16 protein-coding genes and 1 riboswitch are annotated in these 17,183 nt (G+C 71.0%); of the genes, 8 read left to right on the top strand and 8 right to left on the bottom strand.

Annotation, left to right across the window (positions count from 1 at the left end):
• Positions 1–26 precede the first annotated feature (26 nt).
• From AC07AL_RS05100 to AC07AL_RS05090, 3 genes are all read right to left on the bottom strand, one after another.
• Positions 27–1,406, bottom strand: coding sequence for an aminotransferase class V-fold PLP-dependent enzyme (locus tag AC07AL_RS05100; protein ID WP_478316880.1), 1,380 nt, complete (start codon positions 1,404–1,406; stop codon positions 27–29).
• 53 nt (positions 1,407–1,459) lie between these two features.
• Positions 1,460–1,577: riboswitch (SAM riboswitch) on the bottom strand.
• Between the two features lie 107 nt (positions 1,578–1,684).
• Positions 1,685–2,761 (bottom strand): anthranilate phosphoribosyltransferase, encoded by a 1,077-nt coding sequence (gene trpD / locus AC07AL_RS05095; RefSeq protein ID WP_363583004.1) that lies wholly within the window; start codon positions 2,759–2,761, stop codon positions 1,685–1,687.
• A 120-nt stretch (positions 2,762–2,881) separates the two neighbouring features.
• Positions 2,882–3,307, bottom strand: coding sequence for a response regulator (locus AC07AL_RS05090; protein ID WP_350886353.1), 426 nt, complete (start codon positions 3,305–3,307; stop codon positions 2,882–2,884).
• Between the two features lie 394 nt (positions 3,308–3,701).
• On the opposite strand from AC07AL_RS05090, the gene ctaE reads away from it, so the two are divergent.
• From ctaE to AC07AL_RS05065, 5 genes are all read left to right on the top strand, one after another.
• Positions 3,702–4,322 (top strand): aa3-type cytochrome oxidase subunit III, encoded by a 621-nt coding sequence (gene ctaE, locus AC07AL_RS05085; protein ID WP_063347284.1) that lies wholly within the window; start codon positions 3,702–3,704, stop codon positions 4,320–4,322.
• A 187-nt stretch (positions 4,323–4,509) separates the two neighbouring features.
• Positions 4,510–5,319: a cytochrome bc1 complex diheme cytochrome c subunit gene (qcrC, locus tag AC07AL_RS05080; protein WP_063347285.1), complete on the top strand. Its 810-nt coding sequence runs from the start codon at positions 4,510–4,512 to the stop codon at positions 5,317–5,319.
• An 8-nt stretch (positions 5,320–5,327) separates the two neighbouring features.
• Positions 5,328–6,380, top strand: a complete 1,053-nt coding sequence (qcrA, locus tag AC07AL_RS05075; RefSeq protein ID WP_363583006.1) for a cytochrome bc1 complex Rieske iron-sulfur subunit — start codon at positions 5,328–5,330, stop codon at positions 6,378–6,380.
• Positions 6,377–8,029, top strand: a complete 1,653-nt coding sequence (gene qcrB, locus AC07AL_RS05070; protein WP_363628800.1) for a cytochrome bc1 complex cytochrome b subunit — start codon at positions 6,377–6,379, stop codon at positions 8,027–8,029. Before qcrA ends, qcrB begins: the two co-directional genes overlap by 4 nt.
• A 106-nt stretch (positions 8,030–8,135) precedes the next feature.
• Complete coding sequence (locus AC07AL_RS05065; protein ID WP_063347288.1) at positions 8,136–8,507, top strand: GntR family transcriptional regulator; 372 nt, start codon at positions 8,136–8,138, stop codon at positions 8,505–8,507.
• A gap of 19 nt (positions 8,508–8,526) precedes the next feature.
• Here AC07AL_RS05065 and AC07AL_RS05060 read toward each other — a convergent pair whose 3' ends face one another.
• From AC07AL_RS05060 to ctaC, 4 genes are all read right to left on the bottom strand, one after another.
• The gene (locus AC07AL_RS05060) at positions 8,527–9,789 is read right to left on the bottom strand and encodes a L,D-transpeptidase (protein WP_363583010.1); all 1,263 of its coding nucleotides are present in this window, start codon (positions 9,787–9,789) and stop codon (positions 8,527–8,529) included.
• A 179-nt stretch (positions 9,790–9,968) separates the two neighbouring features.
• Positions 9,969–10,385, bottom strand: a complete 417-nt coding sequence (locus AC07AL_RS05055) for a cytochrome c oxidase subunit 4 (RefSeq protein WP_063347290.1) — start codon at positions 10,383–10,385, stop codon at positions 9,969–9,971.
• Positions 10,385–12,160: an aa3-type cytochrome oxidase subunit I gene (gene ctaD, locus AC07AL_RS05050; protein ID WP_063347291.1), complete on the bottom strand. Its 1,776-nt coding sequence runs from the start codon at positions 12,158–12,160 to the stop codon at positions 10,385–10,387. Before ctaD ends, AC07AL_RS05055 begins: the two co-directional genes overlap by 1 nt.
• Positions 12,157–13,011: an aa3-type cytochrome oxidase subunit II gene (gene ctaC, locus AC07AL_RS05045; protein WP_363583012.1), complete on the bottom strand. Its 855-nt coding sequence runs from the start codon at positions 13,009–13,011 to the stop codon at positions 12,157–12,159. The genes ctaD and ctaC overlap by 4 nt, the downstream gene beginning before the upstream one ends.
• A 368-nt stretch (positions 13,012–13,379) precedes the next feature.
• On the opposite strand from ctaC, the gene AC07AL_RS05040 reads away from it, so the two are divergent.
• Positions 13,380–14,780, top strand: a complete 1,401-nt coding sequence (locus AC07AL_RS05040; RefSeq protein ID WP_363583014.1) for a cysteine desulfurase/sulfurtransferase TusA family protein — start codon at positions 13,380–13,382, stop codon at positions 14,778–14,780.
• On the opposite strand, the gene AC07AL_RS05035 is transcribed toward AC07AL_RS05040, so the two are convergent.
• Positions 14,773–15,750, bottom strand: a complete 978-nt coding sequence (locus tag AC07AL_RS05035) for a carbohydrate kinase family protein (protein WP_363583016.1) — start codon at positions 15,748–15,750, stop codon at positions 14,773–14,775. The genes AC07AL_RS05040 and AC07AL_RS05035 overlap by 8 nt on opposite strands.
• Before the next feature lie 280 nt (positions 15,751–16,030).
• Here AC07AL_RS05035 and AC07AL_RS05030 point away from each other — a divergent pair, with 280 nt between their 5' ends.
• Positions 16,031–16,240, top strand: coding sequence for a hypothetical protein (locus AC07AL_RS05030; RefSeq protein ID WP_350886337.1), 210 nt, complete (start codon positions 16,031–16,033; stop codon positions 16,238–16,240).
• 124 nt (positions 16,241–16,364) lie between these two features.
• Positions 16,365–17,063, top strand: a complete 699-nt coding sequence (locus tag AC07AL_RS05025; RefSeq protein WP_363583018.1) for a hypothetical protein — start codon at positions 16,365–16,367, stop codon at positions 17,061–17,063.
• Positions 17,064–17,183 lie beyond the last annotated feature (120 nt).

The following is a 17,183-nucleotide window of genomic DNA, read 5'->3' as shown; positions in this document are numbered from 1 at the left end:
CCCCTCGGCCCCGCCGACCGGGCCCCTCAGCCCTGCTGACGCCCCCGGTCGACCTGCACGGTGGCGACGCAGCGCCCGCCCTCGTTGCGGTAGTTCCACGCGGCACCGTCCGTGACCAGCTCGCGCACGGCGGTCAGGAAGCGGTCGACGTGCTCGTCCGGGGTCCCGGCCCCGAAGCTCACCCGGATCGCGTTCAGGCTGCGCTCGCCGGGCAGCGACGGCTCGGGCGCCCCGCACTCGGAGGGGGAGACCTCTTCGTCCCCGAGCAGGGTGCGCAGCAGCGGGTGCGCGCAGAACAGGCCGTCGCGGACCCCGATGCCGTACTCGGCGGACAGCGCGGCCGAGAAGTGCGAGCTGTTCCAGCCCTGGACGACGAAGGACAGCACGCCCACCCGGGCCGCCTCGGCGCCGAACAGGGTCAGCACCTTGACCTGCGGGATCTCCGCCAGCCCGGCGGTCAGCCGGGCGATCAGCTGCCGCTCCCGGGCCTCCAGCGCGTCGAAGCCCGCCTCGCTCAGCGCCCGGCAGGCCGAGGCGATCGCGTAGGCGCCGATGACGTTCGGCGAGCCGGCCTCGTGCCGGGCCGGACCGGAGTGCCACTGGACGGCCACCGAGCCGTCGGTCTCCCGGGCCACCGTCCGGGTCGCCCCGCCGCCGGCCAGGTACGGGTCGGCCGCGTCCAGCCAGTCCGCCCGGCCGGCCAGCACGCCGGCGCCGAAGGGCGCGTAGATCTTGTGGCCGGAGAAGGCGATCCAGTCGACGTCCAGCTCGCGCACCGAGACCCGGTGGTGCGGAGCCAGCTGGGCGGCGTCCAGCACCACCCGGGCGCCGTGCCGGTGCGCGGTCCCGGTCAGCTCGGCGACCGGCCACAGCTCGCCGGTCACGTTGGAGGCTCCGGTGACGCAGAGCAGCTTGGGGCCCTCGGGCGCCTCGGCGAGCGCGGCGTCCAGGGCGGCGACCGCCTCGGCGTGCGAGCGCGGCGCGCGCAGGTAGTGGACGTCGAGCCCGGCGTGCGCCCAGGGCAGCAGCGAGGCGTGGTGCTCGGTCTCGAAGGCGAACACCCGGGTCCCGGCCGGGACGGCCGAGGCGAGCAGGTTCAGCGAGTCGGTGGTGGCCCGGGTGAAGACCACCTGGTCGCCCTCGCGCAGGTCGAGGAACTCGGCGACGGTGCGGCGGCTCTGCTCGAACAGGTCGGTGGACAGCTGGGAGAGGTACCCCGCGCCGCGGTGCACGCTGCCGTAGTAGGGGGCGTAGGCGGAGACGTCGTCCCAGACCCGCTGGAGCGCCGGGGAGCTGGCCGCGTAGTCGAGGGCCGCGTACCCGACCTTCTCGCCGCTGGCGAGCGGGACCTGGACGTCGTGGCCGAGGACGGCGAGGGGGGCGCAGATTTCGGTGGCGATCGACATGAGGATGCACTCCTTCTGGGGGTGTGGGACCCCGGGAGTGCTAAGTCGTCGGGCGTCCGCGCTTGCCGCACGGACGATTCGCCGAGCGACCCGGTCCTCACCCAGGGCACCCCGCCACGGACGGAGGGTTGCCGGACAGCAAGCTGGGGCTTGACGCTGTCACTCATGACCTGGCCAAGACTCTAGGTCGCGCCCAGCGAGTGGTCAAACAGGCATCCACCATCCGGACAGCCGAGGAGCCCGCGCCGGCGTTCCGGCACGGGCTCCCAAGTACCGCCTCACACCCGGCTGGTGGCCTCCGACCAACGCCGCAGCAGCTCCTGCGCCGCGCCCGAGTCGATGGCCCGCTCGGCCCGCGCCATGCCCGCCGCGAGCTGTTCGGTGAGCGGCGCCTCACCCAGGTCGAGCGCGACCAGCGCCGCCGCCGTGTTCATCAGGACGGCGTCCCTCACCGCCCCGCGCTCGCCGGCCAGCAGCCGCCGCGCGACCTCGGCGTTGTACGAGGGGTCCGCCCCGCGCAGCGCCTCGATGCCGACCAGCTCGACGCCGACGTCCCGCGGGTCGAAGGCGGTCTCGGTGACGGTCCCGTCCCGCACGATCCACACCTGCGAGGTGGTGGTGATGGTCAGCTCGTCCAGGCCGTCGTCGCCCCGGAAGACCAGGCCGGTCGAGCCGCGCCGGGCGAGCACGCCGGCGATCAGTCCGGCGAGCCGGGTGTCGAAGCAGCCGATCGCGTGCGAGGTGACCTTGGCCGGGTTGGTCAGCGGGCCGAGGATGTTGAACGCGGTCGGCACCCCGAGGTCGCGCCGGGCGGTGGCGGCGTGCCGCATCGACGGGTGGAACTTGGCCGCGAAGCAGAAGGTCAGCCCGACCTCCTCGGCGATCTCGGCGACCCGCCGGGCCGACAGGTCGAGGCGGACGCCGAGCTTCTCCAGCACGTCCGAGGAGCCGCTGGCCGAGGAGGAGGCCCGGTTGCCGTGCTTGACCACCTTGGCGCCGGCCGCGGCCGCGACGATCGCCGACATGGTGGAGATGTTGACGGTCTTGGCCCGGTCGCCGCCGGTGCCGACGATGTCCACGGCCGGGCCGGGGATGTCCAGCGGCTCGGCGTGCGCGTACATCGCGTCCACCAGGCCGGTGATCTCGTCGACCGTCTCACCCTTGGCCCGCAGCGCCACCATGAACCCGGCCACCTGGACGGGGGACGCCTCGCCGCTCATGATCCGGTCCATCGCCCACGCGGTGGCCGAGCGGTCGAGGTCCTCCCCCTTCAACAGCGCCGCCAGGACGTCCGGCCAGGTGCGGACCACCTGCGCGGGTGCGGTACCACCGTTCGCAGGGTTCACGTTCACCATGGCTGACTCCAGCTGTTGTCGGGTTCCCCGCGGCGGGGGGACGTCCGTACGGATGGAGTCAGCCTATCGACCGGCGGGGTTCCCCCGGCGGCGTCTTCTCTAGTTCTGAGACGGCACCGCTCAGCGGCTGACGGGCGCCCGCTTGGCCAGCCGCGCCCGCAGCAGGGTGGCGACCGCCTCGGCCAGCGCCACCGGGTCCACCGGGCGCGAGATCGCGGCGTCGGCCCGGCTCCAGGCGGCCAGCCAGGAGTCCTGCGGCCGGCCGATCAGCACCAGCACCGGCGGGCAGCCGTAGATCTCGTCCTTGAGCTGGCGGCCGAGCCCGAGCCCGCCGGCCGGCACCGCCTCGCCGTCCAGGATGCAGAGGTCCACGCCGCCCTTCTCCAGTGCCTTCAGCACCGCGGGGGTGGTCGCGCACTCCAGGTAGGACAGTTCCGGAAGGTCCTCGACGGGCCGGCGGCCGAGTGCCGTCAGCACCTGCTCGCGGGTGTTGCGGTCATCGCTGTAGACGAGGACGGTGAGCGTCTCGTCGGTCGTGTACGCCATGGGCCCTGCTCCCTCAAGTGTGATCCGGACCACGTTCGCCTGATCCGGATGCTACTCCCGATCACCCGTCGCCGAGTCCCCCTCGCGGACCTTCCTCCTCAGCCGCCGCGCCCGCGACTCACCCGCCCGGAGGACGGCCCGTCACCCGGACCCGTCCAGACCACCCGTACGGCCGATAAGGGGCCCGCGCATTACCCCCGGAGGCTCCGCCAAGCGTGCAACGACGCGCTGGGCAACGGGGTCGCGGGCCCCTTCGAGGAACCGTCAGAAAAGGGACACGCCGCTGCTCAGCCGCCATTGGGGCCCCCCACCGCCCTCCAGGGGGGCATACCGCACGCACCGGACACTCCGAGGGACACCCCCCGGCGTGAAGACGGAATAAGGGACCGACATAATGTCCGTCGTGGCGACAGCAACAGCAGTAGAAACCGGGCACGCGCACGGATCGGTCAACCGGCCGAACATGGTCAGCGTCGGAACGATCGTCTGGCTCAGTTCCGAGTTGATGTTCTTCGCGGCCCTCTTCGCGATGTACTTCACGCTCCGCTCCGTCAAGGGAGCCGAGTTCTGGACCGAGAAGGCGCACGCCCTCAACGTGCCCTTCTCCTCGGTCAACACCACGATCCTGGTGCTCTCCTCGCTGACCTGCCAGCTCGGCGTGTTCGCTGCCGAGCGCGGGGACGTGAAGAAGCTCCGCTCGTGGTTCGTCATCACCTTCGTGATGGGCGCGATCTTCATCGGCGGCCAGATCTTCGAGTACACCGAGCTGGTCAAGAAGGACGGCCTCTCGCTGTCCTCCGACCCGTACGGCACGGTGTTCTACCTGACCACCGGCTTCCACGGTCTGCACGTGACGGGTGGTCTGATCGCCTTCCTGCTGGTCCTGGGACGGACGTACGCAGCCAAGCGCTTCACGCACGAGCAGGCCACCGCCGCGATCGTCGTGTCGTACTACTGGCACTTCGTCGACGTCGTGTGGATCGGCCTGTTCGCGACCATCTACCTGATCAAGTAACCAGCTGATCAGGTCGCTGGCCACCGGCTTCGGTCCCCGCCCTCACCGGCGTCGGGCCGATTCTGCCGGTGGCGACGCTCCCACCGACCGACCGCGCGCGCAGCCCTAGACAGGCAGCCTCGTGCCGGCCAGACCGGCCGCCGGGTGCACCCACCAGTCGACCAGATCCTGACACCGGGGTTATTCCGTGAAAAAGCTCTCCGCACGACGGCGCCACCCATTGGCGGCGCTGGTCGTCCTACTTCTCGCCCTGGCGGCAACCGGGGGGCTGTACGCCGCGTTCGCGCCCGCCGACAAGGCGCAGGCCGACGTCGCCGCGCAGTCGCTCGCGATCGATGAGGGCAAGAAGCTCTTCGCCGTGGGCTGCTCCTCGTGCCACGGCCTGAACGGCCAGGGCAGCAGCGACGGTCCGAGCCTGGTCGGCGTCGGCTCCGCCTCTGTCGACTTCCAGGTCGGTACCGGCCGCATGCCGGCCCAGCAGCCCGGCGCCCAGGTGCCGCGCAAGAAGAACATCTACTCGCAGGCGGAGATCGACCAGCTCGCCGCCTTCGTCGCCTCGCTCGGCCCCGGCCCGGTGACGCCGACCCCGGAGCAGTACACCTCGACCAACCCGGACGACATCTCCAAGGGTGGCGAGCTGTTCCGCACCAACTGCGCCCAGTGCCACAACTTCGCCGGCCAGGGCGGTGCCCTGACCAAGGGCAAGTACGCCCCGTCGCTGGAGGGCGTGGACGCCAAGCACATCTACGAGGCCATGCAGACCGGCCCGCAGAACATGCCGTCGTTCCCGGACACCACCATGCCCGAGGAGCAGAAGAAGCAGATCGTGGCCTTCGTCCGCCACACCACCTCCGATGAGCCCAACCCCGGTGGTCTCACGCTCGGCAGCCTCGGTCCGGTGACCGAGGGTCTGTTCGGCTGGATCTTCGGTCTCGGCACGCTCATCGCGGTCGCGATCTGGGTCGCCGCCCACACCACCAAGGCCAAGAAGTCATGAGCCACGACATGTCAGAAGAGAAGCTTCCGGAGTCACACGGCTCCGCCGGTGACGTCGCCGCGCACGGTGACCCGTTCGCCGACCCGGGCCTTCCGGCCCACGAGCCCCGCCGCACCGACATCGACGAGCGGGCCGCCCAGCGGGCCGAGCGCCAGGTCTCGCTGATGTTCGTGGTCTCGATGCTCGCCACCATCGGCTTCATCGCCTCGTACGTGGCCATCGACCCGGACAAGATCGTCTACATCTTCCCGCTCGGTCACGTCAGCGCGCTGAACTTCGCGCTCGGCCTGACCCTGGGCGTCGCGCTGTTCATGATCGGCGCGGGTGCGGTCCACTGGGCCCGCACGCTGATGTCGGACGTCGAGCTGCCGGCCGAGCGCCACCCGATCGAGGCTGACGACGAGGTCCGCGCGGACGTCATCGAGCAGTTCAAGACCGGTGCCGCCGAGTCCGGCTTCGGCCGCCGCAAGATGATCCGCAACACCCTCATCGGCTCCATGGCGCTGGTCCCGCTCTCCGGCGTGGTCCTGCTCCGCGACCTCGGGCCGCTGCCCGAGAAGAAGCTGAAGGAGACGGGCTGGAACGAGGCGACCCCGGCCAAGCCCCTGCAGCTCATCAACATGAGCACCAACCTGCCGATGAAGGCCGAGGACATCGTCATCGGCTCGCTGACCTTCGCCATGCCCGAGGGTCTGCACGTCCACGACGAGGACTTCCAGCAGGCGATCGCCAAGGACGCCCTGATGCTGGTGCGCATCGCGCCGGACGACATCAAGGACGACCGGTCGCGGGAGAAGGCCTTCGAGGGCATCCTCGCCTACTCCAAGATCTGCACCCACGTCGGCTGCCCGATCAGCCTGTACGAGCAGCAGACCCACCACGCGCTCTGCCCCTGCCACCAGTCGACCTTCGACCTGGCGGACGGCGCGCGCGTGATCTTCGGCCCGGCCGGCCACCCGCTGCCGCAGCTGAAGATCATCACTGACGAGAAGGGCTACCTGGTCGCCACCGGCGACTTCGACGAGCCCGTCGGCCCGAGCTACTGGGAGCGTGCTCGATGAGTACGAGCAGCACCACCGGTGCCGCCAAGCCCGCCAGCACGCGCGCCAAGCCCGCCAACAAGTGGGAGGCCGCTGCTGACTGGACGGACGGCCGGGTGGGGATCTACTCCCTCGCCAAGGCCAACCTGCGCAAGATCTTCCCGGACCACTGGTCCTTCATGCTGGGCGAGATCTGCCTCTACACGTTCGTCATCATCATCCTGACCGGTGTCTACCTGACGCTGTTCTTCAAGCCGTCGATGGCCGAGGTCGTCTACAACGGCTCGTACGTGCCGCTCAAGGGCATCGGGATGTCCGAGGCGTACGCCTCGACGGTGGACATCAGCTTCGAGGTCCGCGGCGGTCTGCTGATCCGGCAGATCCACCACTGGGCCGCCCTGGTCTTCGTGGCCGCGATGCTCGTGCACATGATGCGCGTGTTCTTCACCGGCGCGTTCCGCAAGCCGCGTGAGATCAACTGGGTCTTCGGCTTCCTGCTGCTGATCCTGGGCATGTTCGACGGCTTCTTCGGCTACTCGCTGCCGGACGACCTGCTGTCGGGTACCGGTATCCGGTTCATGGAAGGCGCGATCCTCGCCGTCCCGCTGGTCGGCACCTACATCCAGATGTTCCTGTTCGGGGGCGAGTTCCCCGGCCACGACATCGTGCCGCGCTTCTTCACGATCCACGTGCTGCTGATCCCGGGCATCATGCTCGGCCTGCTGGTGGCGCACCTGATCCTGGTCTTCTACCACAAGCACACCCAGTGGGCCGGCCCGGGCAAGACCGAGAAGAACGTCGTCGGCATGCCGCTGATGCCGGTCTACATGGCCAAGGCCGGTGGCTTCTTCTTCCTGGTGTTCGGTCTGATCGCCGCCATCTCGGCGATCGCCACCATCAACCCGATCTGGGCGTACGGCCCGTACCGCCCGGACCAGGTGTCCACGGACGCCCAGCCCGACTGGTACATGGGCTTCTCCGAAGGCCTGATCCGCGTCATGCCGGGCTGGGAGGTCGGCCTGTGGGGCCACACCCTGAACCTGGGTGTCTTCATCCCGCTGATGATCTTCCCGCTGGTCCTGGTCTCGATCGCGGTCTACCCGTTCATCGAGGGCTGGATCACCGGCGACAAGCGCGAGCACCACATCCTGGACCGCCCGCGCAACGCGCCCGTCCGCACCGCGCTCGGCGCCGCCTGGATCAGCCTGTACCTGGTGCTGCTGGTCGGTGGTGGCAACGACCTGTTCGCCACCCACCTGCACCTGTCGATCAACTCGATCACCTACTTCGTCCGCGTCGGCTTCTTCGCGGTGCCGGTCATCACCTTCATCGTCACCAAGCGCTGGTGCCTCGGCCTCCAGCGCCGGGACAAGGAGAAGGTGCTGCACGGCCGCGAGACGGGCGTCATCAAGCGCCTGCCGCACGGCGAGTTCGTCGAGGTGCACGCCCAGCTGCCGCAGAAGGACCTGTACAAGCTCACCGCGCACGAGCAGGTCCAGCCGGTCGAGCTGCCGGCCCAGACGGACGAGAACGGCGTGGCCAGCAAGGCCGGCCTGCTCGGCCGCACCCGGGCCAAGCTGTCCCGCGGCTTCTACGGCGGCGGCGCCCAGATCCCCAAGCCGACCTCCGAGGAGCACCACGAGATCACCAGCGGCCACGGCCACCACTGATCCCGTACGCCCCGCAGCGTCACACCCGAGGGCCGCTGACCAGAGTTCTTCTGGTCAGCGGCCCTCGGGCTTTCCCGTCCCCCGTCCGCACCCTCCAGGAGCTCCCGTGCAGCTGTCCGTCGACCCCGCCGCCGCCACTCCCCCGTACGAGCAGATCCGGGCCCAGATCGCCGAGCGGGCCCGTTCCGGCGAGCTGCCGACCGGGCTGCGGCTGCCCACCGTCCGGGCCCTGGCCGAGGAGCTGGGGCTGGCCGCCGGGACGGTCGCCCGGGCGTACCGGGAGCTGGAGGCGGACGGCGTGGTGGAGACCCACGGCCGGCGCGGCACGCTGATCGCGGCCACCGGCGACACCGCGCACCGGCTGGCCGCCGCGGCCGCCGCCGAGTACGCCGAGCGGGCGACCCGGCTCGGGCTCCCGCGGGCGGACGCGCTGGCCGCGGTGGACGCCGCCCTGCGGCTGGCCTACCAGGAGGCCTGAGAAGGCGCTCCAGGGGCCCTCAGGCCTCCGGGCGGATCATCCCCGAGGCGTGGGCCTGGGAGGCCGGCGCGGTGGTGCTGACGGGCTCTCCGAGGGCGCTGTGCTTGACCCAGTCCGTCCAGGAGATGTTCCAGTCCCCGAAGCCGTTGCCGAACGGCTCCATGGTGGCGCCGCGGCTGTTCACCACCGTCACCAGGTCCCCCACCCTGGTGTTCTGGAAGAACCACTTGGCGTTCTCGGTGCTCATGCCGGTACAGCCGTGGCTGACGTTCTCCAGGCCCTGCGAGCGGACCGACCAGGGCGCCGCGTGGACGTACTCGCCGCTCCAGGTGACGCGGGTGGCCCACTCCACGTTGAGGTCGTAGAACTCCGAGCTCCCGGCCTTTATCCCGATCGTCTCGCCGTTCATCCGGACGGACCGCTCCTGGCCGAGCACCACCTTGACGCCGTTGCGGGTGTCGAAGCCGGGCTTGCCGGTGGTCACCGGGATGCTCCGCACCAGCTCGCCGTCACGGCTGAGGGTGAGCACGTGGGCGGCCGCGTCGACCACCGTCTCGACCCGGGCACCGATCCGCAGGCCCAGCGTGCTGCGGTCGCCGCCGTAGAGGCCGTCCTCGATCCGGACGCCGGTGCCGTCGAAGGCCAGCGAGACGGTGGTGCCGGCCGGCCAGTACTCCTGCGGGCGGAAGTGCAGTTCCTTGTCGCCCACCCAGTACCAGGCGCCGGTGACGGCGGGCTGGGAGCTGACGGTCAGGACGCGCTCGACCTCCTGGCGGGCCTGCGGGTCCTGCACCGCCTCGGAGAGCTGCACGGTGAGCGGCTGGCCGACGCCGTAGATGCCGCTGCCGGAGGAGTCCGGGCCCAGCTTGGCGGTGAGCAGGCGTTGGGCGGCGAGGGTGCTGAAGTCCGCCGTGGTGTCGCCGCGGCCGCCCTTGCCGTCGTCGGCGGCGATCCGCACCGAGTAGTCGGTGTCGGCCTTCAGCCGGCCGGTGGTCTGCCAGCTGTGCTGGTCCTCGGCGAGCTGACCGGCCACCACCCGGCCGTCCGGGCCGGTCACGGTGACGTCGGTGAGCCGGCTGCCGGGCACGGACGTCACCGTGAGCGGCTTGGAGGGGTCGACCTTGCCCCCGCCCTCGGCCGAGAGGTGGACGAACGCGGCCGCGTCGATCCGGTGGGGGCCGACCGCCTCGCCGCCGCCGGACGAGCAGGCGGCCAGCGGGGCCAGTACTGCGAGGGTCAGCGAGATGCCGCCGATACCTGCGATTCCGCGCCTGTCGGCCATGAAACGCCTCCGAGGGTCCGCACGATTGCTCAGATCGTAGGAACGAGGCTGGCCGAAGCGACATCGGAGCGACCCCGCGTTCACCCGGGTGAGTGGTTTCGTCACCCTGGAGACGCAACGGGGCCGGTCCTCCCCGTGCGGGAGGACCGGCCCTGTCGTCGTCGGCGGAACCCGGGAACCTACTGGTTCTGGTTCTCGCCCCGGTAGAACTCGAAGACCCAGCCGAAGAGGCCGATCAGGATGATCGGGATCGACCAGAACAGCAGCCACCAGCCGAAGATCACTCCGAGGAACGCCAGCGAACCGCCGATCGCCAGGGAGAGCGGCTGCCAGCTGTGCGGGGCGAAGAAGCCCAGCTCGCCGGCGTCGTCCGCCACCTCGGCCTCGGGGTTGTCCCCCGCGCCGCTGTCCACCCGGCGGGCGGTGAAGGCGAGGTAGTACCCGATGAAGGCGCAGAGCGCGAAGGCGAGGAACAGCGCCGTGGTGCCGGCCGCCTCGATCCCGTGCTCCGAGTGGTTGGTCCACAGGCCGTAGGTGACGGCCATCGCGAGGACGAAGACGGCCAGGCCGAGGAAGATCTTTCCCTGTTCCTTCATCAGACGTCGCCCTCCTTCTTGCCCTTGTCCAGCTTCGGGGCGTCGTACTTCGCCGGGGTCACGCCGGCGAGGTGCTTGGCCGGCTCACCGTGGTTCTCCAGGTAGTCCAGCGCGGCGATCTCCGGGTGGTGGAGGTCGAAGGCCGGGGATTCGGAGCGGATCCGGGGCAGGGTGAGGAAGTTGTGCCGCGGCGGCGGGCAGGAGGTCGCCCACTCCAGCGAACGGCCGTAACCCCACGGGTCGTCGACCTCGACCTTCTCGCCGTACTTGGCCGTCTTCCACACGTTGTAGAGGAACGGCAGCATCGAGGCGCCGAGCACGAACGACCCGATGGTCGAGACGGTGTTCAGCGTGGTGAAGCCGTCCGAGGCCAGGTAGTCGGCGTAGCGGCGGGGCATGCCCTCCGCGCCGAGCCAGTGCTGGACCAGGAAGGTGGTGTGGAAGCCGAAGAACAGCGTCCAGAAGGTGATCTTGCCGAGGCGCTCGTCCAGCATCTTGCCGGTCATCTTCGGCCACCAGAAGTGGAAGCCGGCGAACATCGCGAAGACGACGGTGCCGAAGACCACGTAGTGGAAGTGGGCGACGACGAAGTACGAGTCCGAGACGTGGAAGTCGATCGGCGGGGAGGCCAGCAGCACACCGGTCAGACCACCGAAGAGGAAGGTGACCAGGAAGCCGACCGTCCAGAGCATCGGCGTCTCGAAGCTCAGCGAGCCCTTCCACATGGTGCCGACCCAGTTGAAGAACTTCACACCGGTCGGGACCGCGATCAGGAAGGTCATGAAGGAGAAGAACGGCAGCAGCACCTGCCCGGTGACGTACATGTGGTGCGCCCACACCGTCACCGACAGACCGGCGATCGCGATGGTGGCCGCGATCAGGCCGGAGTAGCCGAACATCGGCTTGCGGCTGAAGACCGGGATGATCTCCGACACGATGCCGAAGAACGGCAGCGCGATGATGTACACCTCGGGGTGGCCGAAGAACCAGAACAGGTGTTGCCACAGCATCGCCCCGCCGTTGGCGGGATCGAATACGTGGGCCCCGAATTTTCGGTCCGCCTCCAGGGCGAACAGCGCGGCGGCCAGGACCGGGAAGGCCAGCAGGACCAGCACGGCGGTCAGCAGGACGTTCCAGACGAAGATCGACATCCGGAACATCGTCATGCCGGGGGCGCGCATGCAGATGATCGTGGTGATGAAGTTGACCGCACCGAGGATCGTGCCGAAGCCGGAGAAGGCCAGACCCATGATCCACATGTCGGCGCCGACGCCCGGCGAACGGACCGCGTCCGACAGCGGGGAGTAGGCGAACCAGCCGAAGTTGGCCGCGCCGTTCGGGGTCAGGAAGCCCGCCACCGCGATGGTCGAACCGAAGAGGTACAGCCAGTACGCGAACATGTTCAGACGCGGGAACGCCACGTCCGGGGCGCCGATCTGGAGCGGCATGATCCAGTTCGCGAAGCCGGCGAACAGCGGCGTCGCGAACATCAGCAGCATGATCGTGCCGTGCATCGTGAACGCCTGGTTGAACTGCTCGTTCGACAGGATCTGGGTCCCGGGACGAGCCAGCTCGGCGCGCATGACCAGCGCGAGGATGCCGCCGATCAGGAAGAAGGCGAACGACGTGCCCAGGTACAGGGTGCCGATCGTCTTGTGGTCGGTGGTGGTCAGCCACTTGATGATGGTCGAACCCGGCTTGCGGGTCCGCTGCGCCCCGACCGTGACGGCCCCGGCGCCCCCGCCGGCCGCGGCGGGCTCGTTGAGGATGGTCACTTCTCTTCACTTCCCATGGTCGTGATGCCGGAGGGCAACGCGCCGGTCTGGCCCTTGGCCCGGAGGTCCGCCAGGTGCTTGTCGTAGTCGGCGCGGTCGACGACCTTGACGTTGAACAGCATGCGCGAGTGGTCGGTGCCGCAGAGCTCCGCGCACTTGCCCATGTACTCGCCCTTGACGGTGGGGGTGACCTCGAACCGGTTCACCACGCCCGGCACGACGTCCATCTTCATCATGAAGTTGACGGGCCAGAAGTCGTGGATGACGTCACGCGAGGTCAGCCGGAACTGCACCGACTCGTCGACCGGCAGCCAGAGGGTCGGAACCTCCTTGGGCGTACCGACGTCGTACGCGGCGTCCTTGTTGGCCGGGTCGGGGTTCTCGGTGTTCTCGTAGTTGAACGCCCAGCTCCACTGGAAGCCGACCACGTTGACCGTGTGCTGCGGCTTCTCGGAGACGGCGATCAGCTTCGACTCGTCGCGGGCGACGAAGTAGAAGAGCACCGACACGATGATGATGGGGACCGCGGTGTAGAGCGCCTCGATGGGCACGTTGTACCGGGTCTGCGGGGGGACCTCCACGCCGGTGCGGCTGCGCCGGTGGAAGATCACGCTCCAGATGATCAGACCCCACATCAGTACGCCGACCACCAGAGCCGCGATCCAGGAGCCCTGCCACATCTGGAGGACCATCGGCCCTTCCTTGGTGACGGGGCTCGGGAGGCCAAGCCTGGGGAGGTCGTTGGCCGAGCAGCCGGTGGCGGTCGCGATGACGAGGCCCAGTGCCAGCGCCTGAGGCAGCTTCCGCCGCATCGTGCGCCGCGGCGAGCGGTCGGAGCCGTTGGGACTCACGTAGCGCCTTCCCGAAGTCTCGCCCGCCTTCGCGTCGCCCCGCGGAGGATTGTGAGCCTCCCCGGCGACCCGTCCACGGGCACGGTTTGAATGCTTATGCGGGCCAAACCCTACTCCAGCCTTATGCGCTCCTGACGGGCAGCCCCCGGTAACGCGCCGCCCGGTCGCCCGATCAGGCCCGGCAGGGGCTGCGCCGCAGGTCATCGTAGGCATTCGAGGTCCTTACGCCCGATCGGGGGATGACCTCGAACCACGCGGGTGACGGTCCGTCGGACGCGGACGAAGCGGACATTCGGGGTGATCGACTGACGGCCGGTAAGCGACGTCGTCGGACCGGAAAGCCTCCGGGTGTGTCGTTAAATGTGACCGTGTACTTCGATGCGGCCTCGACGGCCCCTCTGCACCCCGTCGCACGACAGGCGCTGACCGCCGCCCTGGACGAGGGCTGGGCCGATCCGGCCCGGCTGTACCGCTCCGGCCGGCAGGCCCGGATGCTGCTGGACGCCGCCCGCGAGACGGTGGCCGAGGCCCTGGGAGCCCGGGCGGACGAGATCGCCTTCACCGCGAGCGGGACGCAGGCGGTGCACCTGGGCATGCTGGGCGCGCTGGCCGGCCACCGGCGGCGCGGCGGCCACCTGGTGCACTCGGCGGTCGAGCACTCCAGCGTGCTGCACGTCGCCGAACGTCAGGAGGCGGGCGGCGGCACCGTCTCGGTGGCGCCGGTGGACCGCGCCGGCCGGGTCGACCCGGACGTGTTCGCCGCGCTGCTGCGCGCGGACACCGCGCTGGCCGTCCTGCAGAGCGCCAACCACGAGGTGGGGACGGTCCAGCCGGTCGGCGAGGTCGCCGGACACTGCCGCGAGGCCGGTGTCCCGCTGCTGGTCGACGCCGCGCAGAGCGTCGGGCGGGTGGACGTCCCGGCCGGCTGGTCGCTGCTGACCGCCAGCGCGCACAAGTGGGGCGGGCCGCCCGGCGTCGGGGTGCTGGCGGTGCGCAAGGGCGTCCGGTACGCCTCGCCGCTGCCGGCCGACGAACGCGAGGGCGGGCGGGTGCCCGGCTACGTCAACGTCCCGGCGATCGTCGCCGCGGCCGCCTCGCTGCGGGCCGTCCGGGCCGAGGCCGCGCGGGAGAACGCCCGGCTCCACGCGCTGGTGGAACGCATCCGGGCCCGGGTGCCGCAGCTGGTGCCCGAGGTGGAGGTGGTCGGCGACCCGGTGCGGCGGCTGCCGCACATCGTCACCTTCTCCTGCCTGTACGTGGACGGCGAGGTGCTGCTCACCGAACTGGACCGGGCGGGCTTCGCGGTCTCCTCCGGCTCCTCCTGCACCTCCTCCACCCTGACGCCGAGCCATGTGCTGGCCGCGATGGGGGTGCTCACCGAGGGGAACGTCCGGGTCTCGCTGCCGCCCGGGACGGCCGAGGCCGACGTCGAACGCTTCCTCACCGTGCTGCCGGAGCTGGTGGCGGGCGTCCGGGCGCCGTTCGGGCTGGACCTGTCGGCCCCGGAGCCGGAGCCGGCGGCCGGGCCCCTGCTGGTGATCGACGCGCTGGGCAAGCGCTGCCCGCTGCCGGTCATCGAGCTGGCGAAGCGGATCGGCGAGGTGCCGGAGGGCGGCACGGTCGCCGTGCTCGCGGACGACGAGGCGGCCCGGCTGGACATCCCGGCCTGGTGCGGGATGCGCGGCCAGGAGTACGCGGGCGAGGCCCCGGCCGCCGACTACGGCGGCGACCGGGGCTCGGCCTACCTCGTCGTCCGGCGGACTACTTGACCAGGTGCGCGCGGATGTCCGCGGCGGCCTCGGCGCCGTAGGCGCCCTCGAAGCGCTTCAGGAAGGCGGTCGGGCGCAGCTCGTACTCCTGGGTGCCGACGGTCTCGATCACCAGGGTGGCGAGCATGCAGCCGAGCTGGGCGGCGCGCTCCAGGTCGAGCTGCCAGGACAGGCCGGTCAGGAAGCCGGCCCGGAAGGCGTCGCCGACGCCGGTCGGGTCGACCTTCGCCTCCTCGGCGGCGCAGCCGACCAGGATCGCCGCCTCGCCCTTGCGCTCGATCCGCACGCCCTTGCTGCCCAGGGTGGTGATCCGGGTGCCGACCCGGGTGAGGATCTCCTCGGCGTCCCAGCCGGTCTTGCTCTCGATCAGCGCGGCCTCGTACTCGTTGGTGAAGAGGTACGCGGCGCCGTCGACGATGTCGCGGATGTCGTCGCCCTCCAGGCGGGCCAGCTGCTGGGAGGGGTCGGCGGCGAAGGCGAAGCCGCGGGTGCGGCACTCCTGGGTGTGGCGGACCATGCCCTGCGGGTCGTCGGCGCCGATCAGGACGAGGTCGAGGCCGCCGACGCGGTCGGCGATCGGCTTGAGCTCGATGTTGCGGGCCTCCGCCATGGCGCCGGTGTAGAACGAGGCGATCTGGTTGTGGTCCTCGTCCGTGGTGCACATGAAGCGGGCGGTGTGCCGGGTCTCGGAGATGTGGACGGAGTTGCAGTCCACGTTGTTGCGCTCCAGCCAGCTGCGGTACTCGGCGAAGTCCGCGCCGGCCGCGCCGACCAGGATCGGGCGCAGCCCGAGCACGCCCATGCCGAACGCGATGTTCGGCGCGACTCCGCCGCGGCGGATGTCCAGGGTGTCGACCAGGAAGGACAGCGACACGGTGTGCAGCTGCTCGGCGACGAGCTGGTCGGCGAACCGACCGGGGAACGTCATCAGATGGTCGGTGGCGATCGAGCCGGCGACGGCGATACGCACGGGAGGTCTCCTCAGGATGGCTGCGGGGCCAACGGGCAAGCACGGGTGAACCCACACACGGTACCGGGCTCGGGGCGGGCGGCAGCAAGACCGCCGCAATCCGCCGGCCCGCAGTGCCATCGTGGCACCCGTCACCGTCGAACGTGTACTACCTCCGGGTAGCACTGGTGGGTGGGCCGAACCCCGGCCTAGGGTCGGCAGCAGGGGCCCCGCCGAGCCGGGCGGGCCCCGTCGTCGACCGTGGCAGTGCGGCCACGGCCATGGATCGGAGCGATGCCCGATGATGCCCAGCCACGCCCCGCTGCCCGCCCTCCGGACCGAAGCCGACGGCGAGAGCCTCGACGCGCTGGTGAGTTCGTCCCGGCGGCTGCGCCGGTTCTGGCCGCTGCTGGCGACCGGTCCCGAGCCGGCCGCGCCCGCCCGGGAGGGGTTCCGGGTGCCGTCCGACGCGCAGCGGCTGGTCGCCGGGATGGCCGAGTACGGCATGTGACCCGGCGCCCGCCCCGGCCCGGGGCGGGTGGAACCGAAGTGGAACCGGATCCGACCGGGTCACGTCACATCCGCGCGGAGCGGCCGAGCGGGCGGCACCGCTGAGCCCTCGGGAGGATGTGCAGATGGACCTGGAGACGATGCCCCGGCGCGGTCGGCGGGCGGTGGCCCTGGCGGGCCTGGCGCTGGCGGCGGTGGTGACGGTGGCCGGGTGCAACGGGGACGGCAAGACCTCGTCGGACTCGGCGGCGGGCGGTGCGGCCACGACCTCGGCGGGCGCGAGCGCCTCCCCGGAGGCCCCGGCGTCCTCCGGCGCCCCGTCCGCGCCGGCTCCGACGGCGAGCCCGTCGGCCACGTCGGACCAGCCCGGCCAGACGCCGCCGACCAAGTGGGCCCCCACCGCGGCCTCGCCCGCCCCGGGGCAGCCGTCGACGGCCGGTTCCGGGGGCACTCCCCCGGGCCCCGGGATCGCGGTGGGCGAGCCCGACCCGGCCGGGTCCGGGGCGCGCCCGGCGGTCTCCTACCGGGTGGACGGCAGCAACGGGCTGACCGTCTACTTCTTCGGCGGGGTCTGCCAGAAGTACGCGCTGAAGGCGGACGAGTCGCACCCCGGCCGGGTGGACGTCAGGATCGTGGTGGCGGCGCCGGTGCAGCCCGGGCAGGTCTGCAACGCGCTGGCCAAGCGGCAGTCGGTGTCCGCCGATCTGCGCTCGCCGCTGGCCGGGCGGACGGTGACCGACCAGTCGAGCGGCCAGAACGTGCCGCTGGAGGCCGATCCGCACATGGGCCCGGACCCGGTCACTCCGGACGTCGCCGGCCAGTAGCCGCGACAACGGTGCGGAACGCGGAGGGGGGGGGGGGGGGGGGGGGGGGGGGGGGGGGGGGGGGGGGGGGGGGGGGGGGGGGGGGGGGGGGGGGGGGGGGGGGGAGGGGGGGGGGGGGGG

Source organism: Kitasatospora sp. NPDC043949 (genome assembly GCF_056435365.1).
Note: the sequence above shows the minus strand (reverse complement) of the source record. Positions and strands in the feature narration are given on the sequence as shown.